This is a genomic window from Herbaspirillum lusitanum (genome assembly GCF_046025995.1).
In the GTDB taxonomy this organism is placed as follows: domain Bacteria; phylum Pseudomonadota; class Gammaproteobacteria; order Burkholderiales; family Burkholderiaceae_D; genus Herbaspirillum; species Herbaspirillum lusitanum_A.
This window is the reverse complement of sequence record NZ_JAQQFM010000019.1, coordinates 1-24,924: the sequence shown is the minus strand read 5'-3', so window position 1 is coordinate 24,924 and position 24,924 is coordinate 1. Positions and strand designations below refer to the sequence as shown.

The 24,924-nt window shown below is 61.9% G+C and carries 26 protein-coding genes; 6 read left to right on the top strand and 20 right to left on the bottom strand.

The window, feature by feature from the left end:
- The 5 genes from PQR62_RS25380 to PQR62_RS25360 form a co-directional block, all read right to left on the bottom strand.
- The coding region (locus tag PQR62_RS25380; RefSeq protein ID WP_408160863.1) for an NAD(P)/FAD-dependent oxidoreductase at nt 1-384 on the bottom strand (384 nt) is incomplete at its 3' end.
- Nucleotides 385-412: 28 nt separating this feature from the next.
- Nucleotides 413-1,366, bottom strand: coding sequence for an electron transfer flavoprotein subunit alpha/FixB family protein (locus PQR62_RS25375; RefSeq protein ID WP_408160862.1), 954 nt, complete (start codon nt 1,364-1,366; stop codon nt 413-415).
- Nucleotides 1,367-1,414: 48 nt separating this feature from the next.
- The gene (locus PQR62_RS25370; protein WP_408160861.1) at nt 1,415-2,173 is read right to left on the bottom strand and encodes an electron transfer flavoprotein subunit beta/FixA family protein; all 759 of its coding nucleotides are present in this window, start codon (nt 2,171-2,173) and stop codon (nt 1,415-1,417) included.
- A gap of 59 nt (nt 2,174-2,232) precedes the next feature.
- On the bottom strand, nt 2,233-2,844 hold the full coding sequence (locus PQR62_RS25365; RefSeq protein WP_408160860.1) for a HutD/Ves family protein: 612 nt from the start codon (nt 2,842-2,844) through the stop codon (nt 2,233-2,235).
- 19 nt (nt 2,845-2,863) lie between these two features.
- Nucleotides 2,864-4,048, bottom strand: coding sequence for an NAD(P)/FAD-dependent oxidoreductase (locus PQR62_RS25360; RefSeq protein ID WP_408160859.1), 1,185 nt, complete (start codon nt 4,046-4,048; stop codon nt 2,864-2,866).
- 197 nt (nt 4,049-4,245) lie between these two features.
- On the opposite strand from PQR62_RS25360, the gene PQR62_RS25355 reads away from it, so the two are divergent.
- From PQR62_RS25355 to PQR62_RS25340, 4 genes are all read left to right on the top strand, one after another.
- On the top strand, nt 4,246-5,205 hold the full coding sequence (locus tag PQR62_RS25355) for a LysR family transcriptional regulator (RefSeq protein WP_408160858.1): 960 nt from the start codon (nt 4,246-4,248) through the stop codon (nt 5,203-5,205).
- 562 nt (nt 5,206-5,767) lie between these two features.
- Nucleotides 5,768-6,769: an ABC transporter substrate-binding protein gene (locus tag PQR62_RS25350; RefSeq protein WP_408160857.1), complete on the top strand. Its 1,002-nt coding sequence runs from the start codon at nt 5,768-5,770 to the stop codon at nt 6,767-6,769.
- Between the two features lie 9 nt (nt 6,770-6,778).
- A complete protein-coding gene (locus tag PQR62_RS25345) occupies nt 6,779-7,552 on the top strand; it encodes an ABC transporter permease (RefSeq protein WP_408160856.1) in 774 nt (257 codons plus the stop codon).
- Nucleotides 7,553-7,578: 26 nt separating this feature from the next.
- Nucleotides 7,579-8,343: an ABC transporter ATP-binding protein gene (locus tag PQR62_RS25340; protein WP_408160865.1), complete on the top strand. Its 765-nt coding sequence runs from the start codon at nt 7,579-7,581 to the stop codon at nt 8,341-8,343.
- A gap of 85 nt (nt 8,344-8,428) precedes the next feature.
- Here the strand turns inward: PQR62_RS25340 and PQR62_RS25335 are convergent, their stop codons facing one another.
- The 15 genes from PQR62_RS25335 to nac form a co-directional block, all read right to left on the bottom strand.
- Nucleotides 8,429-9,316, bottom strand: a complete 888-nt coding sequence (locus PQR62_RS25335) for a DMT family transporter (RefSeq protein WP_408160855.1) — start codon at nt 9,314-9,316, stop codon at nt 8,429-8,431.
- A 251-nt stretch (nt 9,317-9,567) separates the two neighbouring features.
- Nucleotides 9,568-10,413, bottom strand: a complete 846-nt coding sequence (locus PQR62_RS25330; RefSeq protein WP_408160854.1) for an ABC transporter substrate-binding protein — start codon at nt 10,411-10,413, stop codon at nt 9,568-9,570.
- A 116-nt stretch (nt 10,414-10,529) separates the two neighbouring features.
- The gene (locus PQR62_RS25325) at nt 10,530-11,258 is read right to left on the bottom strand and encodes an amino acid ABC transporter ATP-binding protein (RefSeq protein WP_408160853.1); all 729 of its coding nucleotides are present in this window, start codon (nt 11,256-11,258) and stop codon (nt 10,530-10,532) included.
- Complete coding sequence (locus tag PQR62_RS25320; protein ID WP_408160852.1) at nt 11,255-12,025, bottom strand: amino acid ABC transporter permease; 771 nt, start codon at nt 12,023-12,025, stop codon at nt 11,255-11,257. The genes PQR62_RS25325 and PQR62_RS25320 overlap by 4 nt, the downstream gene beginning before the upstream one ends.
- Nucleotides 12,026-12,028: 3 nt before the next feature.
- Nucleotides 12,029-12,730: an amino acid ABC transporter permease gene (locus tag PQR62_RS25315; protein ID WP_408160864.1), complete on the bottom strand. Its 702-nt coding sequence runs from the start codon at nt 12,728-12,730 to the stop codon at nt 12,029-12,031.
- A gap of 335 nt (nt 12,731-13,065) precedes the next feature.
- Nucleotides 13,066-14,076: a 2-hydroxyacid dehydrogenase gene (locus tag PQR62_RS25310; protein ID WP_408160851.1), complete on the bottom strand. Its 1,011-nt coding sequence runs from the start codon at nt 14,074-14,076 to the stop codon at nt 13,066-13,068.
- Between the two features lie 174 nt (nt 14,077-14,250).
- Complete coding sequence (locus PQR62_RS25305) at nt 14,251-14,916, bottom strand: RraA family protein (protein WP_408160850.1); 666 nt, start codon at nt 14,914-14,916, stop codon at nt 14,251-14,253.
- A gap of 67 nt (nt 14,917-14,983) precedes the next feature.
- Entirely contained in the window at nt 14,984-15,736 is a 753-nt protein-coding gene (locus PQR62_RS25300) for an SDR family oxidoreductase (protein WP_408160849.1), read from the bottom strand.
- A 228-nt stretch (nt 15,737-15,964) separates the two neighbouring features.
- Entirely contained in the window at nt 15,965-16,732 is a 768-nt protein-coding gene (locus PQR62_RS25295) for a LamB/YcsF family protein (RefSeq protein ID WP_408160848.1), read from the bottom strand.
- Between the two features lie 25 nt (nt 16,733-16,757).
- Complete coding sequence (locus PQR62_RS25290; RefSeq protein ID WP_408160847.1) at nt 16,758-17,177, bottom strand: hypothetical protein; 420 nt, start codon at nt 17,175-17,177, stop codon at nt 16,758-16,760.
- A 9-nt stretch (nt 17,178-17,186) separates the two neighbouring features.
- Nucleotides 17,187-18,200 (bottom strand): 5-oxoprolinase subunit C family protein, encoded by a 1,014-nt coding sequence (locus tag PQR62_RS25285; protein ID WP_408160846.1) that lies wholly within the window; start codon nt 18,198-18,200, stop codon nt 17,187-17,189.
- Nucleotides 18,197-18,910 carry a 5-oxoprolinase subunit PxpB gene (pxpB, locus tag PQR62_RS25280; protein ID WP_408160845.1) on the bottom strand — a complete coding sequence of 238 codons (714 nt, stop codon included), beginning with the start codon at nt 18,908-18,910 and terminating at the stop codon, nt 18,197-18,199. Before pxpB ends, PQR62_RS25285 begins: the two co-directional genes overlap by 4 nt.
- Nucleotides 18,907-20,259 (bottom strand): acetyl-CoA carboxylase biotin carboxylase subunit, encoded by a 1,353-nt coding sequence (accC, locus tag PQR62_RS25275; protein ID WP_408160844.1) that lies wholly within the window; start codon nt 20,257-20,259, stop codon nt 18,907-18,909. The genes pxpB and accC overlap by 4 nt, the downstream gene beginning before the upstream one ends.
- A 67-nt stretch (nt 20,260-20,326) precedes the next feature.
- Complete coding sequence (accB, locus tag PQR62_RS25270) at nt 20,327-20,785, bottom strand: acetyl-CoA carboxylase biotin carboxyl carrier protein (protein WP_408160843.1); 459 nt, start codon at nt 20,783-20,785, stop codon at nt 20,327-20,329.
- Between the two features lie 232 nt (nt 20,786-21,017).
- Nucleotides 21,018-21,944, bottom strand: coding sequence for a nitrogen assimilation transcriptional regulator NAC (gene nac, locus PQR62_RS25265; RefSeq protein ID WP_408160842.1), 927 nt, complete (start codon nt 21,942-21,944; stop codon nt 21,018-21,020).
- A 481-nt stretch (nt 21,945-22,425) separates the two neighbouring features.
- Here nac and PQR62_RS25260 point away from each other — a divergent pair, with 481 nt between their 5' ends.
- Nucleotides 22,426-23,634: an aspartate transaminase gene (locus tag PQR62_RS25260; RefSeq protein ID WP_408160841.1), complete on the top strand. Its 1,209-nt coding sequence runs from the start codon at nt 22,426-22,428 to the stop codon at nt 23,632-23,634.
- Nucleotides 23,635-23,783: 149 nt separating this feature from the next.
- The gene (locus PQR62_RS25255) at nt 23,784-24,833 is read left to right on the top strand and encodes a porin (RefSeq protein ID WP_408160840.1); all 1,050 of its coding nucleotides are present in this window, start codon (nt 23,784-23,786) and stop codon (nt 24,831-24,833) included.
- Nucleotides 24,834-24,924 lie beyond the last annotated feature (91 nt).

Below are 24,924 nucleotides of genomic sequence, written 5' to 3'. Positions count from 1 at the left end.
CGCGACATTGGCCAGCGAGATGACGTAATTGCCGTGATTCTGGAAACAGGCTGGCAGCAGCCAAGACGGGGTCTTGTAGGCTTTGCTGGCGGAGAGAAAAAGAAAGCGGTCTTCAGAGACCGGGGTATTCAACGGTGCGCCCAGTTCTTTCCAGTCCGGAAACAGTTCGGTGATCGCGCGCGGATCCATCACTGCGCCCGACAAAATGTGGGCGCCGACTTCGCCGCCTTTTTCCAGCACGCAGACCGAGACTTCCTTGCCGGTCCCGGCCGCCAGTTGCTTGATGCGGATCGCCGCCGACAACCCGGCCGGACCGCCGCCGACCACCACCACGTCGTATTCCATCGCTTCGCGCGGACCGTATTGCTCGAGGATTTTATTCATGTGCTTGCCATGTCCGGCCTGCCGCCGTTCAGGATAAGGCGGCCGTCAACTGCGGCGCCAGTTCGAACAGATCGCCGACGATGCCGTAATCGGCCACCGCGAAAATCGGCGCATCGGCATCCTTGTTGATGGCGACGATGATTTTGGAATCCTTCATGCCGGCCAGATGCTGGATCGCGCCGGAGATGCCGACGGCGATATAGAGATCGGGCGCCACCACCTTGCCGGTCTGGCCGATCTGATAGTCGTTGGGCACGAAGCCGGCATCCACCGCCGCGCGCGATGCGCCGAGTGCGGCATTGAGCTTGTCGGCCAGCGGTTCCAGCAGTCTGGCGTAGTTCTCGCCCGAGCCCAGACCGCGTCCGCCGGCCACGATGATATTGGCCGATGCCAGCTCGGGCCGGTCGGATGAAGTGGTTTCGCGCGAGACGAAACGCGACAGGCCGCTGTCGGCCACCGCATCGATTGGCAGCACGTCGGCATTGCCGCCGCACTCCGCCGCCGCAAAGGCGGTGGCGCGCACCGAGATGACTTTGATCGCATCTTTCGATTGCACGGTGGCGATCACGTTGCCGGCGTAGATAGGACGCTCGAAGGTGTCGGCACTCAGCACTTTGGTGATCTCTGAAATCTGCGCCACGCCGAGTCTGGCGGCGACGCGCGGCAGCACGTTCTTGCCGCTGGCGGTGGCGGTGGCGAGGATGTGCGAGTAGGGGGAATTGGCGGAGCCCGGCGCAGACGCCAGCGCAATCACTTGCGCAGCGACGTTCTCGGCCAGGCCGGCGGCGTATTGCGGCGCATCGGCCAGCAAGACCCTGGCGACGCCTTTGATCGCCGCAGCGGCGTTCGCGACGGCGGCGCAGCCATGTCCGGCGACCAGCAGATGGACTTGCTCTGCGCATTGCAGCGCAGCGGTAACGGCATGCAGAGTCGCTGATTTGAGTGTGCCGTTATCGTGTTCGGCGATGATGAGTGCAGTCATGATTTCTTTCGCATTTCTTTTGCAAAATGAAGCAGGGCAAGGAGGCGCTCAGATGACCTGAGCGTCGTTCTTCAGACGCGCGACCAGCGTCTCTACATTGGCCAGCAGCACGCCGCCGGCGCGCGCGGCCGGCTCGACCATTTTCAGCGTGAGCAGACGCGGCGCGATATCAACGGTATCCACCCCCAGCGCCGACGGCGTGGTGACATCCAGCGGCTTCTTCTTGGCCTTGACGATATTGGGCAGGGTCACGTAACGCGGTTCGTTCAGGCGCAGATCGGTAGTGATCACGGCCGGCAATTTCACCGCCAGAGTCTCCAGACCACCATCGATTTCGCGCGCGACGATGGCTTCGTCGCCGCTGATCTGCAGGGTGGAGGCAAAGGTGGCCTGCGGCATGTCGCCCAGCGCCGCCAGCATTTGCCCGGTCTGATTGCTGTCGTCGTCGATGGCCTGCTTGCCGACGATGATCAGCGCGGGCTTCTCTTGCTGCACTACGGCGTGCAGCAGCCTGGCCACCGCCAGCGGTTGCAGCTCGTCCTGCGACTCCACCAGAATCGCGCGATCGGCGCCGATGGCCATGGCCGTACGCAAGGTCTCCTGACATTGCTGCGGGCCGCAGGAGACCGCGATCACCTCGCTGGCGACGCCGGCCTCCCTGAGCCGCACGGCGGCTTCCACGGCGATTTCGTCGAAGGGATTCATGCTCATCTTCACATTGCCGATGTCCACGCCGGAACCGTCGGACCTGAGGCGCACCTTGACGTTGTAATCGACAACTCGTTTAACGGCGACAAGAATTTTCATGGGTGTATGCGATGAAAGAAAACAATGGAATGGAATAGAGCAGGGCGACGGCCCGGACTTCAGTCAGGATTGCTGAGCCTGATCAACACGGCTTTTGCATCGGCCTGCAGAGGTGCAAGCACGGCGCCCGCCGCAAGCGCACGCACGATACCGGCCTGACGCGCGCGCAGGCGGCAGTCACCGGCGCCATCTTCTGCAGGACGAAACATCCACTCGCCGGCAACCACCAGCACGAACAGCAAGGCCGCCGCGTCCTGCACTTCGGCACTGCCGATGACGCGCATCTCGCTGCGCATGCTCTTGCGCTTCACCATCAGATTCAGGAACTGATGCGGCGCCGCCGGCGAGGCCGGTTCGCGCGTGGCATGCAGTTCGGCCTCGCCGGGAAACGCAATCGGCGTCAGCGGCAAGGCATGGGCGCCGCCGATGGGCCCGGACAGGCGGACCGCCCCCCTGCCCAGCAAGACCGCATGGCGGTCGACGCCGGGGAAGGTAGAGAACGGGCCGTCGGACTGAATGTCGGCCAGGCTGATGCGCCAGTCGGCCTCATCGAGATGCGGCTGGCCGGGTATCAGCTGCTGCCCGGCCGCGCCGCTGGCGATCAGCCGCGTGAGGCCGGCGCCGTTGCGCCACAATTGCGCTGGGAGTGCATCAACCGAAATGATCTGCATGATGACCGGCGCGCGTGCTTCAGGACACTGCGCCCGAACCGTATTTGCCGACCAGCAGCTTGCCGGTGGAAAAACGCTCCAGCGCATACGGCTCAAGCGAGACATCGGTAGGCAGATTCAGCGCGCTCTGCGCCAGCACGCGGCCGACTGCCGGCGACAGCTTGAAGCCGTGGCCCGAGAAACCGAAGCCTGCCACCAGTCCTTCGATGCCGGGCAACTTGCCGAGCACCGGATTCCAGTCGGGCGTGACGTCGTAGACGCCGGTCCAGGAGGTCGCCAGGCCGGCGGTTTCGAAGGAGGGGAAACGTTCGGCCACCTGGGCGCCGATCTCGGCGATGGCGTCGAGCGAGACATCGCCTTGCTCGGTGTCGGGCACGTCCAGCGTTTCGCCGACCACGCCTTCCGACACCAGCATCTGCGTGCCGCCGTAGCTGCGGCCGTAGAGCATGCCTTGCGAGGCCAGATCCTTGAACACCGGCATGCCGAAGGTATAGGCTTCCGGGCCTTCCAGCGCGATCACGGTGTGGCGCTCGGCGCGCACCGGCAACGTGAGGCCGGTCCAGCTTTCCAGTTCCGGAGTCCAGATATTCTGCGTGCTGACCACGGTATTGCTGAGAAAGCGGCCGGCGCTGGTTTCCACGCCGACGGTGCGGCCGTTTTCGATGATGAGCTGATTGACGCTGACGCCTTCCTTGAAGATGACGCCGCGGCGGCGGGCTGCACGGGCAAAGGCGGTCGCCACCAGATAGGCGTCGGCGAAACCGGCTTCGGGTTCGAAGCTGATCAGCGCGGCATCGTCGAATTGCGCAATCGGCAGCAGGGCGCGCGCCTGGTGCGCGTCCAGATATTGCAGCGGAATGCCCTGATCCTGCTGCCCCTTGAGCGCGGCGCGCAGCGGTTCCAGCTTGTCGCCTTCAGGCGCCCAGATCATGTAGCCGCATTTGACCAGGCCGCAGGAGGCTTCTTCATCTTCCAGATATTCCGGAAAGCGGTTGAACACATCCCATGAGCGCTGCGCCAGCTCGACGTTTTCCTGCACCGAGTAATGTGTGCGCAAGATGCCCGACGACTGCGAAGTCGTGCCTTCGCCTATGGTCTTTCTATCCAGCACCAGCACATTGCGCGCCCCCAGCTGCGCCAGATGGAATGCGGTAGAGGTGCCGATCACTCCGGCCCCGATCACGATGGCGTCATAGACGTTCATAGCTTCCTCTTTATTTAGACGAGGCAAGTGTGAACTGAAAAATCCGGCGGGAGCGGCTGCATTAGAGAAACTAATGTTTTGAAGAAGAGCGTTTAACATTAGGCCTGCAGCAAACTTTTTAGATCAATATCAGCGCCATTGCGATCAGGCCACAACGGCAATACAGCATGAGCAATGGCGCACCGAAAGGGAAGGCTATGTCCGATATTCCATTCGATCTGCACGCGCTGCAGGCCTTTGTCGCGGTCTGCGAGGGCGGCTCCATGATCGAAGCCGCGCGCAAGCTGGGCGTGACCCAGAGCGCCGTCAGCCAGCTGATCAAGTCGCTGGAAACGCAGAGCGGCATGCTGCTGCTGGACCGTGAATTCCGGCCCTCGCGGCCGACGGCGGCGGGGCGCTTGCTGACCGATCTGGCCAAGGATCTGCTGGAACATGCGCAGCGTGTGAATGAGCGCCTGATCGACGCCTCGCGTTCGGAAGTGGCGCAGATCAGGCTGGGCGGAGTCGATTCGTTTTCGGCCACGGTGGGGCCGGCGCTGGTGCGCGCGATTTCAAAGAGTGCGCGCGAGATTTCGCTGTGGTCGGGCCTCACGCCCATGCTCAGCGAGCAATTGCAAAGGCGTGAACTGGATCTGGCGGTGTGCACCGAATCCACCGTCAACGATACGCGCATCGAGCAGCATCTGCTGTTTTCCGAAGCCTTCGTGGCGGTGGTGCCGAAGAAGGCGGCGGAAGAAATCGAAGATCCCAAAGAGCTGTTCCGCCAGCTGCCGCTGATGCGCTATACGCGGCGTTCGGTGATCGGCCAGCAGATCGAGCGCTATCTGCGCCATATCAAGCTGGACGCGCCGCGCCGCTTTGAATTCGACGCCACCGATCCGCTGCTCAATCTGGTGGCCTGGGGCATGGGTTATGCGGTGACCACGCCGCTGTGCCTGTGGCAATCGCGGCATTGTCTGGGCGATGTGACGGTGGTGCCGCTGCCGGAAAGCCAGCTCGGGCGCCGCAACTTCTTCCTGCTGTCGCGCGAAGGGGAGTGGACCGGCCTGGCGGAAGAAGTATCAGGCATCACGCGCCAGGTACTGGAGCAACAGATTTCACCGGCGATCATGGCGGCGCTGCCGACTTTGCCGAAGGATGCGTTCTCCTGGAAATAGGGCGAACGCCAAAAAATCAAATATAAAAAAAGAGAGGGACGTGCAGGATGACGGGGCAAGTATTCAGACTCAAGCAGTCGCCGCGCTGCTGCTGATTTCGATTCGGCACACAGGCGCCGCACTGCCGCCGCAGACTCCGCCCTCAGGGCATGAGCGCGTCTGCGGAAAATCACAAAAGAACGCGCTCAAATCTGCAAGCCGGCGGCAAGCGGCCGACTCATCTTTCCCTCCGGATTTTCAGCCGCTGCGCGCCATCGGCAGCACACGCACGAAGCAAGGGCGTCGGCAGCAGGAAATGCACTGAAAAAGCGCTGCTTTCATCCGTTGCAGTGCAGCTAGATTAGGCAGAAACATAGTTTGTATTAGTTTTCCTTAAGCGCCTTTTCGCGCCCGCATGAGTCAGTAATATCGGCACATCGCAGCGCGACCCTCCATGCGATTGCACCATGCGCGGCAAGTGCAAGGCGGCGGTCGCGGCGAGCGAAAGGAGCAGGGGCGGGGTCAGGATAGAAAAGCCGTCTCCATCGTTTGAATTGTTGGACCAACCAGATAGGAGCAAGCAATGAATGAGACTCGACGTCGGGTCATGAAGCAAGCCGTCACGCTGGCCGCAGCCGGTTCGATGGGATTTCCCATCCTCTCGCAGGCTGCCGCCCCCACGGTCATCAACTACGGCGGGTCCGCCTGGCTGGGTCACTATTCTGCTTACATCGCGATGAAGACCGGCATGATGGGCAAGTACGGCATCGATCTGCGCTGGCAGGCCTTCGCCACTTCCTCCTCGCGCATGGCGGCGGTCATGGCCGGCAACGTCGACATCGCCGGCACCGGCGTGGTCTCGGCACTGGCCTTGATGGCCAGCGGCGCCAAGCAGTTTCAGATGATCGCCACCCCCAACAACTTCGGCAAGGCCGAAGGCATGCTGGTGCGCGACGGCGTCAAGAGCCTGAACGAGCTCAAGGGCAAGAAGATCGGCGTGACCTATGCCTCCAGTTCGCACGTGCTGCTGCTGGATGTGCTGGCGCAGGCCGGCATCGATCCCGACAAGGATGTCTCCATCATCAACCTGCCGTCGACCGAACTGCTGACCGCTTACCGCGCCAACCAGATCGATGCGGCGGTGGCATGGACCCCGACCTTCAACCGCATCCGCGCCTTGCCCGGCACCAGAATCCTGCTCGACGATTCGGCCTTCTCGCTCTACAAGAGCTACAAGATGTCGCCGGGTCCGGACGTGCTGCTGGTGCGCAGCGTCTTCGGCAAGGAGAATCCGGCAGCGGTGAAGGGCTTCCTGCAAGCGATCTTCGAAGCCAATGCCTTCATGACGCAAAAGCCGGAAGAAGCGGCAAAGATACTCATGGAACTGACTTCGCTGACGATGGAGGAGCAATTGTCCACCATCAAGCAGACCGAATGGTTCAGCCAGGCCGACCAGAAGGCCTTGATGGAAAATCCCGGCAACTTCGTGATCGGCTTGCAGAAGCTGGCGGAGATGCTGCTCAAGCTGAAGCAAATCGATTTCGTTCCGCAAGTGCGGCAATGGGTCAACGCGACGTATCTGTGAGGTTGAAACATGGCTGAAAAGAAAGAATGGTTGCGTGGCAGCGCTTTGTTGACGCTCTCCGCTGTCTCCCTCCTGGCATTCTTGATGCTGTGGGAACTGATCTGTCGCGCCGGCGTGGTGGACACCGTGTTCCTGCCGGCGCCTTCGCAGGTGCTGGCACGCGCGATCCGCATGTGGGACCAGCATTCGCTGATCGCCAATATCGCCGCCTCGGCGCGCCGCGTGATGGTGGGCTTTCTGGCGGCGGTGGTGGTCTCGATTCCGCTGGGCATCATGCTGGGCACCTCGAAAGTGGCGCGCGCCGTCTTCGACCCCATCCTGTCGTTTCTGCGGCCGCTGCCGTCGATGAGCTGGATTCCGCTGACGCTGCTGTGGTTCGGCATCACCGAAACGCAGAAGTACAGCATCGTGTTCATGGGCGCAGTCACACCGGCGCTGCTGTATGTGATCGAAGCCACGCAAGGCATCGACCCGATACTGATCCGCGCCGCCCGCAACCTCGGCGCCAATCGCTGGCAAGTCATGCGTGAAGTGATTCTGCCGGGCTGCATGCCGCAGATTCTGTCCGGCATGAAAGTGATTCTGGGCCTGTCGTGGACTTGTGTGATCTCGGCCGAACTGGTGGCCGCCAAGGAAGGCCTGGGCTTCATGATCATGAACGGCAAGGAATTCTTCCAGACCGATACCGTGGTGCTGGGCATGGTTCTGATCAGCTTCACTGTTCTCATCACCGATGTGGTGTTCCGCCTGATTCAAAGGAGCGTTCTCTCATGGCAGCGGTAAAAACCTCGACCGCCGCAGGCGATGCAATGATCAGCATTCGCGGCGTGTCCAAATCCTTCGGCGCCCTCAAGGTGCTGGATCAGGTCAATCTGGAAGTGGCGCGCGGCGAGTTTCTGGTGCTGCTGGGCGCTTCCGGCTGCGGCAAATCGACCTTGCTCAATCTGGTGTCGGGCTTCGAACGCGCCACCGTCGGCAGCGTGCACGTCAACAATCGTGAAGTACGCGACGTCGATCCGGCCTGCGGTATGGTGTTTCAACAGTACGCATTGTTTCCCTGGAAAACCGTGCGCCAGAACGTCGAGTTCGGCCTCAAGATGCGCGGCGTGTCGCGCACCGAACGGGCGAAGACTGCGCAGCACTACATCGAGATGGTCGGTCTGCGCGGCTTCGAAGACAGTTTTCCGAATGCCTTGTCCGGCGGAATGAAGCAACGTGTTTCGATTGCCCGCGTGCTGGCCAACGATCCCGACGTCATGCTGTTCGACGAACCCTTCGCCGCGCTCGACGCCATGACGCGCCAGGTGCTGCAGGAGCAGCTGCTGAGCATCTACGAAAAGAGCGGCAAGACCATCATCTTCATCACCCACTCGATCGATGAAGCGCTGATGCTGTCGACCCGCATGATCGTGATGGGCGCCAAACCCGGCCGCGTGGTGCAGGACATCACCAACGACCTGCCGCATCCACGCGCAGCGGAAGTACAACTGTCGCCGCGCTACATCGAACTCAAGAAGTCAATCTGGGAAACGGTGCAGGTGGAAGTGATGAAGGGGCTGGAGCACGCGAAGTAAAGGATGTTCGATGCTTTGCATTGCTTGCCATCTGGAAGGTGGCCAAGTAAAAAGCGCTCCGTGAGGAGCGCTTTTTTTATCCCGCTCAGGCCTGCGCCTTGCCGCTGCGTTCAGCCGCAGCTGCTTTCACACCCCGCCCGAAATAACTCATCAGCACAATGCCGCCGACCGTCAGCAGCGCGCCGCCGCTTTTGCCTGGATCGAGCGCGTCGTGGAAGACCAGTACGCCGAAGATCACCGACAACACCGGGCTCAGCAGCGACAGCGGCACCACTTTGCTGACCGGGTAACGGCGCAGCAGTCCGTACCAGATCCAGTAGCCGAGTGCGGAAGACAATACCGCGCAATAGCTGACCGACAGCCACGCCAGCCAGCCGGCGTGCCGCAGGGCCTGCAGCTGATCCTGTTCGAAGCAATAGGAGGCCAGCGCCACCTGCGGCGCGCCGAAGAAGGAAGACCAGCAGATCAGCTCCATCATGTTCATGGCCGGCGCGTATTTGACGATCAGGTTGGACACCGCCCAGGCCAGCGCACTGCCCAGCAGCAGGCAAAACGGCAGGAGCGGCGGGATGGATGGGCTGAAGCTCAGCAGACCGACGCCGCTCAGTGAAATCAGCAGGCCGGCGATCTGCAGCGGCGCCAGCCTTTCCTTGAACAGCAGCACGCCGAGCAGGGTGGCGAGGGGCGTGCCCATCTGCAGCAGGATGGCGCCGGTGCCGGCTTCAGCAGTCTTCAGACCGAGAAACATCAGCGAAAAGTGCAGGGTGGAGAAGCTGAAGGACAGCAGCAGTATCCAGGGCAGATTGCGGCGCTGCACACGCGCGAAAGGCAGCAGCACAGCGGCGGCGATCAAGAGCCGCAGCGCGGTCATCAACAGGGGAGGGAAGTCGGCGACGCCCAGCTTGACTGCGATGATGTTGCCGCCCCAGATGGTGACGGCCAGCAGCGCAAGTAACAGATCGCGGGTAGACATGGTGGAGGTCGTGAAAAGTGCAAAGGATAGAGATCGGGATCGCCATGGCGATCCGAAGCAGTTGAAAAGGCCTTGAATGAATGAAAGAAGGCGTCCGCGTTTGCGGTAGCGAGAATCCTGCGGCAATAAAAAGGGGGATCGATGCATGCGCATCAATCCCCCGCAAGCCACCCAACTCCGGTGGCACAACTACACAGAGGGTCTTGCCTGCGGCGGCCGCCGGACTGGCAGCGGGGCCGCGTTGCAGCCGGTCAGGGCATGGGCTGGAATTTCAGCTCGCTCAGCGGTGCGATCTTTTCCGTGCGGGCGATGCCGTACTTGGTTTCAGGGCCGAGCCACTTGTCCCAGATCTTCTTGAACTCGCCGCTGGTTTCCAGACCCATCAGGCCTTTGTTGACCGCTGCCGCGAAGGCGGTTTCGCCCTTGCGCATGCCGGCGCCGATCGGCTCCAGCGCCATCGGTTCACGGATGATGGCCAGCTCTTCGGGCGTGCCCTTGGTCTGTTGCACGAACTGGATGGCGGTCATCATGTTGGTGACGAAGCCGTTGACCTTGTTCTGCTGCAGTGCCAGATAGGCCGAACCGGTGTCCTGGAAGGTGACCGGCACGCCGTTCTTGACCGACATGTGAATCGATTGCTCCGAGGTCGAACCCTTGGTGGCGCTGATGCGCTTGCCTTCGAAATCGGCCAGGGTCTTGGCGGCGTCAGCCTTCTTCACCAGCAGCACTTCCTTGGTGATGTAGTAGGCGTTGCTGAACTCGATCTGCTCGCCGCGGGTCTTGGTGTAGGCCAGATTGGCGATCACCAGATCGACACGGCCCATCTTCACTTCGGAGATGCGGGCTTCGACTGAGAGCGGTTTGAGATTGGGCTTGAGACCCATTTCCTTGGCCAGTGCATTGCACAGGTCGACGTCCATGCCGACCAGCGCACGCGTTTTCGGATCAGGGTAGGAGAACGGCACCACGTCGGCGTAGACGCCGCAGATCAGTTCCTTGCGTGCAGTGACGTCTTGCAGTTGATCGGCATGCGCCTGCTGGACCATGACAGCCGCACAGGTGAGCAAGAGTCCGGAAAGCACTCGGTTCAATTTCATGTTGTAAAGCTCCTCAGTTTTTCTTAGAACAGGTCTTATTGAAAAATCCTTACCGACATGGCAAAGACAAGGAAATGTGAATCCGCTTGATCAGGTCGGATTCGCAGATAGGGGTTTCAGTGCGAGCGCAGGTCCGAAAGGAAACGCTGGGCGCGCGGATGCTCCGGCTGGGTAAAGAATTTTTCCGGCGTGGCGCGTTCCAGAATCACGCCGGCGTCCATGAACCAGACCTGATCGGCCACTTCGCGCGCAAAACCCATTTCGTGCGTGACGCACATCATGGTCATGCCTTCGCGCGCCAGACTCTTCATCACGTTGAGCACTTCGCCCACCATCTCGGGATCGAGCGCGCTGGTCGGTTCATCGAACAGCATGGCCGGCGGGTCCATCGCCAGCGCGCGCGCAATCGCGACGCGCTGCTGCTGGCCGCCCGACAGCTGGCCGGGATAGGCATCGGCCTTGGCCGACAGGCCGACGCGCTCGAGCAGCGTCAGCGCCTTGTCTTTCGCCAGCGCACGCTTGAGGCCATTGACCCGGGTCGGCGACAGGATGATGTTTTCCAGCACCGACAGATGCGGAAACAGATTGAACTGCTGGAACACGAAACCGACGCGGGTGCGGAATTTGTTGAGATCGAGACCGGCAGCATTGACGTCCTGGCCGTCGAAGGCGATCTGGCCTTTCTGGATATCTTCCAGGCGATTGACGGTGCGGATCAGGGTCGACTTGCCGGAGCCGGAAGGGCCGCACACCACCACCACTTCGCCGCGTTTGACCTGGGCGTTGACATTGACCAGCGCGTGGTAACTGCCGTACCACTTGTTGACGTCGGTAAAAATGATCATGAATTTTCCTTGCTGACTGCGGCGGTGGACAGCTTGACGTAAGGGCCGGAGCTGGTGACGGATGGTTTCTGGCTCTTGCGCTTGCCGGCGCGCTTTCTGGTGATGCGGCGCTCGATGTAATCGGCCAGCTCGGTGAACGAGAAGCACAGCACGAAGTAGATCAGCGCCAGAATGGAAAACACCGCCAGCGGCTGCGTCAGCAACTGGTTGTTGACCTGATTGGCGGCGAAGGTGATTTCCGGCACATTGATCACATAGCCCAGCGAGGTCTCCTTGATGGTCGAGACGAACTGGCTGATCATGCTCGGCATCATGTTGTACAGCGCCTGCGGCAGGATCACGAAACGGATGGTGCGGAAATAGCCGAGACCGAGCGCGCGCGAGGCTTCGATCTGGCCCTTGGGCAGCGCTTCGATGCCGGCGCGGATCACTTCCGACAGATACGCGCTCTGATAAATCACCAGCGTGCACAGCATCGTCGTAAAGCCGGTGATGGTGCGACCGATCAGCAGCGGCAGAAAGAAGTAGACCCAGAAGATCACCATGATCAGCGGGATGCCGCGAATCACGTACACCAGCACCGTGGCCGGTACGCGAAACGCCGCCAGCGGACTGATGCGCGCCAGCGCCAGCACGATGCTGACCGGGAACGCCAGACCCAGGCCCAGCAGCGACAGGATCAGCGTGATCGCCAGGCCGCCCAGCGGACCGCTAGGATATTGGCCGAGCAGCAGCAGCTCCCAATGGTTGTGCAGAATCTCGAACATGGCTTATCTGCTCCCCGGGATGCGGTAATGGCGGGACAGCATCGCGCCCGCGCCCATCAAGGCCAGCGACAGCGCGAGATACCACAGACTGGCCAGCAGATAGGCTTCGAAGGTGCGGAAGGTATAGTTTTCGATCTGGCGTGTAGCGTAGGTCAGCTCGGCCACGCCGATGGCCATCGCCAGGCTGGTGTTCTTGAACAGCAGCACGGTGTGATTGACCAGCGGCGGCATGGCGATGCGCATGGCCTGCGGCAGGATCACGAAACGCATGCTGCGGATGTAGCTGAGACCCAGTGCGCGCGAGGCTTCGAACTGGCCGTAGGGAATCGCGCGCAGACCGCTGCGGATATCTTCCGACACATAGGCCGCCATGCACAGGCCGATGGCGATCACCGAGTACAGGAATTCGCCGTTGAACTGGTTGATCCACATCTGCGCGTTGTCGGGCAGCAGCGAGGGCAGGGCGAAATACCACATCATGATCTGCACCAGCATCGGCACGTTGCGGTGATAGGCGACAAAGCAGCCGACCACGATCCTGGCGACGCGGTGATTGGTCATCCTGACGGTGGCCAGCACGGTTCCCAGCACCAGCGCCAGAATCCATGACGCGACCGTCAGTTCCAGCGTCAGCATGATCCCTTTCCATAGCAGGTCGGCATATTGCCCCTGCAGGATCGCTGCGAAATTGAGATTCTGATTAATGGTGTTTCTCCCTCTTCATTGCTTTTTTGATGCAGTCAATCAAGCTCACAGTCCAGCGTTTCGAAGAGAATACGCGGAACGAAAAGTATAAGAAAAGACGCTTTTCATCTGGGATGATAAGTTTCTGAAATGGTGGTGCAACATCTATCCTTGCTGGTGCAGCCATCACCAAATTGGTGACGATGCGGCAGGCATCGGGCTTGTCGAAAGGCAATGCTGCACAGCCTGCGCGGCCAGCCGGATGTCCTTGTTGGAGTTTGGGTTCAGCGCACTGAGCTTACGATGCCGATGCAGCAACAGCGCGGCCGCATTGTCAGTGCAGTCCGGTGAAAAGTCTAGGCGCGCAGACGCTCAGTCTGCTGCAGCAATTCAGCATTGACCGCGGTCAGCGGCGCCGGCTTGCCGGTGCTGTTGCAGATCGCCGCCAGATTGTCCGCCGCCAGCAGCGCCATGGCCTGGCGCGTCCTGATCGAGGCGCTGCCGATATGCGGCGTCAGCACGACATTCGGAATATCCAGCAGGTCCGGGCGCACATTGGGTTCGCCTTCGAACACATCGAGCCCGGCGGCAGCGATCGTGCCGTCCAGCAGCGCCTGCGCCAGCGCGCCGTCGTCGATCACGCCGCCGCGCGCGATGTTAATCAGCGTGGCGCTGTTCTTCATCAGGCGCAACTCGGCGCCGCCGATGGCGTGGTGCGAGGAAGGGGAATAGGGCACCACCACGATCAGATGGTCGGCTTGGCGAAACAGGCTTTCCTTGTCGACATAGCCGGCCTTGCATTCGCGCTCGATGTCGGCGCTCAGACGGCTCCGGTTGTGATAGATCACGCGCATGTTGAAGCCATGCGCGCCGCGCCGGGCGATGGCCTGGCCGATGCGGCCCATGCCGAAAATGCCAAGCGTCGAGCCATGAATGTCGGCGCCCAGCAGCATGTCGTAGACGCCGGTCTTGTCCCATTGGCGGGCGCGCACATAGCGGTCGGATTCGGCGATGCGGCGCGCGGTTGCCATCAGCAGCGCGAAACCGAAATCGGCGGTGGTCTCGGTCAGTACGTCGGGGGTGTTGGTGACCAGCACGCCGCGCGCGGTACAGGCGGCGACATCGATATTGTTGTAGCCGACGCCGACGTTGCAGACTGCGCGCAATTCGGGGCAGGCATCCAGCAAGGCGGCGTCGATCTTGTCGCTGCCGTGGGTGACGGCGCCGGTCTTGCCCTGCAGGCGGGCGATCAGTTCAGCCTGGGTCCAGAGGACGTCACGCTGATTGTCGGTGACCTCGAAGGCGCCGCGCAGTTTTTCCAGCACCTCGGGAAAGGTCGCACGCGTGACCAGAATGGCTTGTTTCATGTCTATCTCCGCTATATTTTTTATCACTCCACGAATGCGCCGCCTTGGGCCTTGCGCTCCGTGTGTTGTCGCCGCCGGCGTGCTGCATGTTCAATGCCGCCGCCGGCGATCCGGTATTGCCTGTATTTTCTTTATTGCCTGTATTGCCTGCCTGGCTGACTTCGCTTATTGCGCTCAGCGTGCGCTATTGGCTTCCAGCGCGTCGATCCAGGAACGGTCGTAGCGGTCTTCGCGGATCGCGGCCATGGTGTCGGCTTCGCGCTGAATCTGTTCCTTGGCCTTGACGATCAGGTATTCGGCTTCCGATTGCGGGAAGGCCACCAGACCGTCGTCATCGCCCACGATGATGTCGCCCGGATTGATCACCAGACCATCGATGCTGACCGGCACATTGATTTCGCCGGGGCCGCATTTGTAAGGGCCTTTGTGGGTCACGCCGCGCGCGAAGATGGGAAAATCCTTTTCGCGGATGGCGGCGATGTCGCGGATCGCGCCGTCGATCACCAGACCGGCGATGCCGATCTTTTCAGCGTAGGTCGACATGATCTCGCCCAGCAGCGCCTGGCTGGTGTCGCCGCCGCCGTCGATCACCATGACGTCGCCCGGACGGCAGAAATCGAAGGCGCGATGAATCGCCAGATTGTCGCCACGGCGTACGCGTACCGTGACCGCAGTGCCGACCAGCACGCCGCCGCGATGCATGGGGCGTAGGCCGGCGGTGCCGACGATGCGGCGCATGTTGTCGCTGATCAATGCCGAGGGAATGTCCTTCAACGTTGCGATGATGGCCGCGCTGGCTTGCGGGGCCGATGGGTTCTTGCGTGCGCCTGTGTATTCCATGAGTAGCTCTTCTTTCGGTTCAGAATGTTCGGAGTGCCGGCACAGCGCCGGCGACGATCAGTGCGGATCAGCCCTGCGGCGCTTCCGGCTTGATGGTGGTGAGGCCGCCGCAGACCTGCAGCGTCGGCATGATTTCGATGTGCCCGATGTTGACGGCAATCGGCGCCGAGATCGCGAAGGCGATGGCGTCGGCGATGTCGGAGGCTTGCGGCAATTCGAAGCCGTCGATGAACTGCTTGCGCGCGGCTTCAATGTCGCCGTGCACGTGACCGAAGATGTCGGTCGCCACGCGGCCCGGACAGATCTCGGTAACGCGCACGCGCTTGCCGGTGGCATCCACCCGCAACTGGCGCGACAAGGCATGAATGCCGGCCTTGGTGGCGTGATAGATGGAGTTGCCGTTGAAGTTGTAGATCGCCGCGATCGAGCTGATGTTGACCACATGGCCGCGGTCGCGCGCGACCATGCCCGGCATGATCAGACGCACCAGATGCAGCACGGCCTGCAGATTGATCTCAACCTGCGAATCGACGTCGCTCTCGCTGGCGGTCAGGATGGAACCGGGGGTGGAGATGCCGGCGTTGTTGACCAGCACGTCGAACTGCACCGACTCGGCCAGCCTGGTCAGCGCGGCGACGTCGCGCACATCCATCACGTGAGGAATACAGCCGGTGCGGGCGGCCAGCTCCTTGAGCGGGCCTTCGCTGCGCGCCAGAGCGTGCACTTCCAGGCCTTCCTTGCAGAAACGTTCGACGATGGCGGCGCCCATCCCTGTGGATGCACCGGTGACCAGAGCGGTCTTGTAATCTGAAAATGGCATGTGCGTCTTTCTCCAATGTTCTGCGATGGCCGTCCGGCATTGCTGCGGAGCGGCTCATTCGGATGAAACCGGGCGTGGCGGCGACAACCGCCGACGCCCGCCCCTGTTGAATTCAATATATATGGCAGCCGCCGATCACGCCAAGATGGATTGGCTTTGAGGGGATAAGCCCAGCTTATGCATCTCGCAACAGCGGCGTGCCGTGCCAATCCGGCGCGTCGCGCCCGTTCAGCCCACCAGTTGCGCGACCGGCACCACGCTGCCGCCGGCATTGTGGATGGCGTCGCGGATGGAGCGCGCCAGCGCCACCGCGCCCGAGGTATCGCCGTGCACCAGAATCTGCTTGACCTTCATCTCCAGCTTGTTGCCGGTGATGGAAGTGATGCAGCCTTCGCTGAGCAACTGTATGACGCGTTGCAGCACTTCTGCCTTGTCTTCGATCACCGCACCCTTGAGTTTGCGCGACACCAGCGCACCCTGATCGTCATAGGCGCGATCGGCCAGGAAAGCGGTAGCACAGCGCATGCCATGGCGGTTGGCGGCGCGCTCGATGGCGGTGTTGGTGGAGACGCTGATGATCAGTTCCGGATCGAACTCCGAAATCGCCTTGACCAGCGGATCGGCCAGCGCGTCGTCGGCGGCCGCCATGTTGCCCAGCGCGCCATGAAAGCTCATGTGCGTCATCTTGCAGCCGGCGGCGCGGGCCAGACCCGACAGCGCACCGAGCTGATACACCACGTATTTGCTCAGTTCCGCCGGGTCGGCCTGGATCACGCGGCGACCAAAGCCCAGCATGTCGGGAAAGCCCACATGCGCGCCGATGTCGATCTTGCGCTGTGCCGCCAGGCGGATGGTGCGATCCATGATCACCGGGTCGCCGGCGTGGAAACCGCAGGCGATGTTGGCGGAGCTGATGATCTCCATCAGCGCTTCATCGTCGCCCATCTTGTAAAAGCCGAAGCCTTCGCCGATGTCGGCGTTCAAGTCGATTTTCATGTTGTTTCCTTGTTCCTCATCAACGTCAGACGACGATATCGAACAGCGGTGTTGCATAGCCGGTCAGGGTTTCCTCTTCCACCAGCCGCCGCAGCGTGCCGGCTGCCGGGCTGATCACCGGCACATACAGTTCATTGATGCGCAGCATGCCCAGGGTCTGGCCTTGCTCGACCTGCTGGCCGTCGGCGCAGAAGGCTTCGCCGCGCGCCGGATGGCGTGTGGTGAAGATGCCGAAGGCCGGCGCTTTCACCTGCACCGCAGCCTCGGCGGAATTCGCGGCAAGCGCCGGCACTACAGCCGCGCCGGATGCAGACCTTGCAGCCGCTTCACTGCGTGCAGCCTCCAGTCGCAGGCGCAGATCGGCGGCCGGCCGTTTCAGTTCCAGCAGCGTCAGATCGCTGGCGTCCATCAGCGCAATCAGTGCGCGCAGTTCATCGAGATTCATCAGCATTCCTCAGACCTTGCGTTGCCATTCAACCGCCTGCCGCAATTGCGCCAGATAAGCATCCTTCTCCTGCAATGCAGCGACCGCTTCGGCATGCGACACCTGCACAAAGCGTATCGCTTCGCCGATGCGGGTCTGGCCCAGACGCCAGATGTCGGCCTCGATCACGGTGCCGATCTTGGGATAGCCGCCGGAGGGCTGGGCATCGCGCAGCTGAATGATGGGCTGGCCGCTCTGCGGCACCTGAATCACGCCCGGCACGATGCCGTGCGAGCGCTTTTCGATCAGCGTCCTGGCGCTCAGCACCGGACCGGCCAGACGATAGCCGTAACGGTCGCTCTGCGGCGTCACCTGCCAGTCGGCGCGCCAGAAATGCTGCAAGGCCTCGGCGGTGTAAGAGTCGTATTCGCCGGCCGGCAGCACGCGCACGGCGGTGACGGTGGCGGCACCCGGAGTCGCTGCAGCGCTGAGCGGCAGACCGAAGGCCGGCGGCCGCACGCCGAAGCCGGCTGAAGTTACTTTCGACAAGGGCGTGGCGCCGCTGGCGCGGGCGATGGTCTTGAGCACATCGCCCTTCTTCAGCGGACGGCCTTCGAAGCCGCCGAAATTTCCGCGCATCTGCGTGCTGCGCGACCCCAGCACCTGCGGCACGTCGATGCCGCCCGCCAAGGTCACATAGGCGCGGGCGTCTGACAGCGGCACCCCCAGCACCAGCGTCTGCCCCTTGCGCGCATGCAGGCACCACCACGGCGGCACGGCCACGCCGTCCAGACGCGCGCCGCAGTCGGCGCCGGTCAGCGCGAAGTCGCTGTCTTCCAGAAAACGCATGCGGAACGGCAGAATCGGAATTTCAATGGCGGCCGCATTGTCCTCGTTGCCGAGCAGAATGTTGCCGATCGCCAGCGCCAGATCGTCCATGGCGCCGGAGGTGCCGACGCCGAAGCGCAGCGAGCCGTTGCGGCCCAGATCCTGCACCGTGCTGAGCGCGCCGGTGGCGAGAATTTCTATCGTCGGGCGGCTCATTTGATCACCTTCTCGATGCGGAAGCGGATGCAGTCGCCCGGCGCCAGCGTCGCCGGCTGCGCTCTGGCGGGATCGAAGAACACCATTTCGGTATGGCCGATGGTGCTCCAGCCGCTGGGGCCGGGCGAAGCGGAAACGCCGGTCTGAGCGCCGCCTATGGACACCGAACCGCCCGGCAGACGCACCACAGGCACCTTGCGGCGCGGCGTGGCGATGCGCTCATCCATGCCGCCCAGATAGCAATAGCCGGGATGGCTGCCGAGCGCGTACACGGTGTATAGCGGCGCTGCGTGCAGGTGGATGATCTCGTCCACCGACAGGCCGGTATGCGCCACCACGTCGCCCAGATGCGGCCCGCCGTCGCCGCCGTAGACCACCGGCAATTCGATACAGCGGCCTTCGATCTGCAGCTCGCCCTCCTGCGCCCAGGCCTCGCGCAGCGCGGCGTGCAAGCCTGCGATATCGGTCGGCGGGGTCTTGAAGGTGAGCATCAGATTGGTCATGCCGGGTACGGTTTCACTGATGCCGGGCCAGTCTGCAAAGCGGCGCGCCATGCTCCAGATGCGGCGCTGATGGCTCAGGTCCATCAGGCCAGGCGCTTCGAACAGGATCGCGCGGGCGCCGAGAAAACTGATGTTGAGCGCCTGTACTGAACTATCCGGCGCGGGCGCCGCGCTTGCCTGAGGTTGAAGTGAGAGTGACCGGTTCACGATGCATTCCGTTGCTTGAGCCAGCGCTCAAGATGATGAATATCCACGCCGCCGGCGACGAAACCGGGCTCGGCGATCAGTTCGCCGTGCAGCGCGAGATTGGTGCTGATGCCATCGACCCGCATTTCAGACAGCGCACCCTGCATGCGCACCAGCGCTTCGGCGCGGGTCGGTGCATGCACGATCAGCTTGGCGATCATCGAGTCGTAATAGGGCGGCACCACATAGCCGACGCCGGCGTGACTGTCGACGCGCACGCCGTTGCCGCCCGGCAGTTCCCAGCCGCTGATGGCGCCGGGCGAGGGGATAAAGGAATAGGGATCCTCGGCATTGATGCGGCATTCGATGGCATGGCCGCTGCAGCGGATGTCCGCTTGCTGCAGCGTGAGCGCTTCGCCGCCGGCGATCTTCAGTTGCGCCTGCACGATGTCGATGCCCGAGGTCAGTTCGGTCACCGGATGTTCGACCTGCAGGCGCGTGTTCATTTCGATGAAATAGAAGCGGCCGTCTTCGAACAGGAACTCGAAAGTGCCGGCGCCGCGATAGCCGATCTGCTGGCAGGCCACCACGCAGCGCGCGCCGACTTCGCTCAGCACGGCCTCCGGAATGCCGGGCGCCGGCGCTTCTTCCAGCACCTTCTGATGGCGCCGCTGCATCGAGCAATCGCGCGCGCCCAGCCACAGCGCATTGCCCTGGCCGTCGCACAGCACCTGTATCTCCACATGGCGCGGATGCTGCAGGAATTTTTCCATGTACAGCTCGGGATTGCCGAAGGCGCGGCGCGCTTCTTCACGCGTGAGCGACACCGCCTCCGGCAGTTCGGCTTCCGCATGCACCACGCGCATGCCCTTGCCGCCGCCGCCGCCGGCCGCCTTGACGATCACCGGATAGCCGATCTCGCGCGCCGCCTGTTTCAGCGCATCGGCATCCGCCGGCAAGGCGCCGTCGGAACCCGGCACGCAGGGCACGCCGGCTTCCTTCATGGCGCGCTTGGCGGAGATCTTGTCGCCCATGACGCGGATCGAAGCTGCCAGCGGACCGATGAAAATCAGACCGGCATCTTCGATCATCTGCGCGAAGTCGGCATTCTCGGACAGAAAGCCGTAGCCCGGATGGATCGCGTCGGCGCCGCACAACTGCGCCGCCTGCAGCAGCGCCGTTTTGTTGAGATAGCTTTTGCCGGGTTGCGCCGGACCGATGCACAAGGACTGTTCAGCCTGACGCACATGCCTGGCGCCGGCATCGGCTTCCGAATAGACGGCGACTGTGCTGATGCCCAGTTCGCGGCAAGCGCGTTGAATGCGCAAGGCGATTTCTCCGCGATTGGCAATGAGGACCTTCTTGAGCATGAAAATGAATAAAGAGAATGAATGGAATGAATGAGTGCAATGCGCAGCGCCGCCGGCCGCGGAATTTTTATTCGATGCGGAACAAGGGCTGCCCGGCCTTGACCTCGCTGCCCGGCTGCGCGAGGATTTCCACGATGCGGCCGGCGACTTCGGTTTCCAGGGTGTTGAACATCTTCATCGCTTCGATGACGCAGATCACTTGCTCGGCTTCGACACGGTCGCCCACGCTGACGAAGGGCGCTTCGTCGGGCGCCGGCGTCAGATGCAGGATGCCTTGCATGGGCGCTTTCACTAAGTGCGACGGCGCGCTGGCTGCTTTGGGTGCAGGAGCAGGCGATGCGGCATTCTGTGCTGCCGACAGGGGCGCGGCGGATGCAGTCGACGGCGTCGATACTGTGGGCGCCGGAACACTGCCCTGCGGATTTCTTTCCAGGCGGATGCTGTCCCCGTCTTCGCTCAGCTCCAGCGCCGTGAGTCTGGAGTCGTGCAGCAATTCAATCAGCGCTTTTATTCTTGGAAGATCCATCTGGTTACCTTATCTGAGCCGGGCGCGGCAATTGCGCAGACGGACTTAGCCTCAACGATTTCTGGAAGTTCAATATATACGTCCATGCCGAAATCGGATAAGACGGATTGGCTTTGTAGGGATAAGGGCGTCTTATGGATTATTGGCAATGCTGCTGAAGCAATGCAAAAGCGCCCGGCAACATGCATTGCCGGGCGCTTCCGTAAATCTTTTACGCGGTGATGCGGCCGCTTCAGGCCTCGACGCGCTCCGGCAGGCCGCTGTCGCGCGCCAGATCGTCGACCAGTTCCATCAGGATGTCCTTGACGGCTCGCGCCGGTTCCGAGAGAGGCAGGTGATCGGATTCGCACAGCGAGAGCGGCGCCAGAATCACCGGATTGATGATGCGCGACAAGGTGGCGTTGCCGGTCGACGCGATCACGCGCGCCGCCGACACCGGCAGAATGGTCGCGCCCAGACCGGCGGCGATGGCGGCCGACAAGGTGGCGGCGGATTCGATCTCGGCCACCACGCGCGGCACCATCTGTGCGCCCATGAAGGCTTCGTTCACATACTTGCGCACGAAGTTGTAAGGGCGCGGCAACAGCAGTTCGACATCGCGCAATTCCTGCAGGGCAATTTCCTTTTCCGAAAAATGCAGGCAGGCCGGCGCCACCAGATACAGGTCTTCCTTCAGCAAGGGCTTGTACGACAGACCATGAAAAGACTTGTCGCCATACAGCACGGCCATGTCCATGCGGCCGTTCATGATCAGCTCGCTCAGCGTGGTGCCGAAGTTTTCATTGATGTAGAGCAGGATGCCGGGATGGCGCGCGCGCACCGTCTGCAACAGCGGCAGCGACAGCGCCGAGGCGGCGGTGCCGGGCGACAGCCCGACCGAGACCTGGCCGGACAAGGTCTGGCCCGATTTCTTCACATCGTTTTGCGCCTGCTCGACCTGACGCAGAATGATCTGCGCATGGCGATACAAGGTGCTGCCGGCTTCGGTCGGCGTGACGCCGCGTTTGGTGCGCACCAGAAGCTGCTGCCGGCACTCGCCCTCCAGCGTCGCCAGTTGCTGGCTCAGCGCAGGTTGTGCAATGTGCAGGATTTCCGCCGCCTGGGTCAGGCTGCCGATATCGACGATTTTTACAAAATACTTCAGGCGGCGCAGATTCACGATTCATCTCCTTCAATTCAAGCAGACAGGGATGCAAGAATCACGCCACTCGGTCTCGTTCATCGCTGCCGGTTCTTGTTTATTTTTGAGAAGGCATGGCAGACATGCGCATGAAATGCCTTCTGTATTTTTCGGCGTCCAATGATAAGGCTATTACGGCAGAAGTATTTTATATGACGTGCGACGTTGCACGATCAACACACTGCTCATTGGAAAATATTTATATCAATCAATAAGTGCAGGCCATCGGCGATCTGCTTACAGAAATTGACATGCACCCGAAAACCCTTATCCGGCGGGGCTTTCCGGCCATCGGATTAATTTTAGCCAGAAAATTCCATTCAAAAAACACGGCAACTATATAGATACGTCTTTGCGATCACCCATAAGACGACGTTATTTTGTCAGACGAAAGTCGTCTTAGCGAAATCGAATCCGCAAGCTTACCGTAGGCGCTCTTATTCGCCTTTGGAGAGCTAGTGTGAAGTCATCGCGTATTGCCGAGCGCGTCCGCCGCATCAAACAATCGCCCAGCAGCGCCGCTGCAGAACGCGCCGCAGAACTGCGTCGTCAGGGCAAGGACATCGTCAATCTGGTGGTCGGCGAACCCGATTTCGACACCCCGGCTCATATTCGCAAAGCCGCCTGTGAAGCCATCGAGCGCGGTGAAACGCGCTACACCGCCACCGCCGGCACACCGGCGCTGCGCAAGGCCATCGCCGACAAACTGGCAAGCGAAAACAAACTGCACTACGAGCCGCGCGACATCATCGCCACTTGCGGCGCCAAGCACGCCATCTTCAACGCGCTGGCGATCACGGTCGAGAGCGGCGACGAAGTGCTGGTGCCGGCGCCTTACTGGGTGTCGTATCCGGACATGGTGCTGGCCTGCGACGGCAAGCCGGTGATCGTAGTCTGTACCGAGGCCGATGGCTTCAAGCTGACGCCGGCGCTGCTGGAGGCGGCGATCACGCCGCGCACCAAATGGCTGATCCTGAATTCGCCGAGCAATCCTACCGGCGCGTCCTACAGTCTGGAAGAATTGCGCGCGCTGTCCGACGTCTTGCTGCGTCACCCGCAAGTGCTGGTGATGACCGACGACATCTACGAACACATCCGCTTCGACGGCGCCGCTACGCCGCACATTCTCAACGCCGCACCCGAATTGCGCGAACGGACCCTGGTCATCAACGGCGTCTCCAAGACCTATGCCATGACCGGCTGGCGCATCGGCTATGCGGCCGGTCCTTCCGATCTGATCGCGGCGCTCGACGTGCTGCAATCGCAATCCACCAGCAACCCCAGCTCGGTCAGTCAGGCCGCTGCACTGGCCGCGCTGAGCGGCGATCAGTCTTTCGTCGCCGACTTCGCCGGCGTCTACCGCCAGCGCCGCGACCGCGGCCTGGAACTGCTCAACGCCATCCCCGGCCTGAGCTGCCGCACCCCGGGCGGCGCCTTCTATCTGTTCGTCAATTGCGGCGGCCTGCTGGGCCGCAAGACACCTGACGGCGGCACGCTGCAGAGCGACGTCGATGTCGTCATGTACTTCCTGGAAAGCACCGGCGTGGCGCTGGTGGCGGGCTCGGCTTACGGTGTCTCGCCGTATTTCCGCATGTCGATCGCCACCGCGGTCGAGGTCATCGAAGAGGGTTGCCGCCGCATGGCTGCGGCCGTCGCCGCGCTGTCCTGACGTGGTGATTTCCTGATGCGCTGATCACAAGAATAACGGCCGTTGCGAATGACATCCCGGCGGCCGGTAGTCGAGGCGTGGCTTGCTGCCATGGCCTGAAAGTAGTCTGAGGTGAGGGTGTAGTTCCTATCAATCAAAAGGGAGTAGCGATGAAAAAAATAGCTCTAGCCGCCGCAGTGCTCGGCGTATTCAGCTGTTCTGCCTATGCGCAGAGCAGCGTCACCATCTACGGTATCGTCGACGCCTCGGTGCGTTACAGCACCAACGAGAACGCTGCGGGCGGCAGCAAGCTGCAACTGGCCGGCGGTCCGCTCAGCGGCAGCCGTATCGGCTTCAAGGGCGTTGAAGACCTGGGCGGCGGTCTGAGTGCGCTGTTCTCGCTGGAAACCGGTTTCGGTACCGACAACGGCGCACTGCAGCAGCAGCCTGCCAGCGGCACGCGTCTGTTCGGCCGCGAATCGCTGGTCGGTTTGCAAGGCGGTTTCGGCAAAGTGACCGTGGGACGCCAGTACGCCGTGATCCACGACATGGTGGTGAGCTATGACGTTTATGCACTGTCGAACATCACCCAGACCATCGGTTTTCAGGGCGGCAATTACACCATGGGCGCGCGTCTCGACAACAGCCTGCGCTACGCAGGCAGCTGGAACGGCGTGACCGCCACCGTCGGCTACAGCGCAGGCGAAGTTGCCGGCGATGTGCACAACGGCGAATCCAAGGCGCTGAGCGTGGCCTACGACAACGGCCCGCTGCACGTCGGCGGCGCCTGGCAGACGCTGAACAACTCGACCAGTTATTTCAGCTCCGCCATCAGCGCCAACAGCAAGCAGACAGCCTGGACGCTGGGCGGTACTTACACCGTCGGCCCGGTCAAGTGGTACCTGGGTTACATCAACAACAAGCTGGACGTCGCCGACTACAAGAACAGCTCCTACTCGGCCGGCTTCAAGTGGAACATCAGCGGTCCATGGAGCCTGTGGAATTCGGTGTATTTCGACAAGCTGAAGCATGCCGGCACCAGCGGCAACCGCATCACCATCGCACCGACGCTGGACTATGCATTCAGCAAGCGCACCGACGTCTATCTGACCGTGGACTACACGCGTCTGACCGATGCCTGGACCACGCTCGGTTCGACATCAGGCACCCTGTTCGGCAATCGCCTAGGCGTGACCACCGGCATTCGCCACTCGTTCTAAATCAGCATCCGTCCGGAAGATTCGCCACGCGGATGTTCCGGACGCGTCAGCAGCACATCAAAAAATATAACAGCAGGAGCACAGCATGATC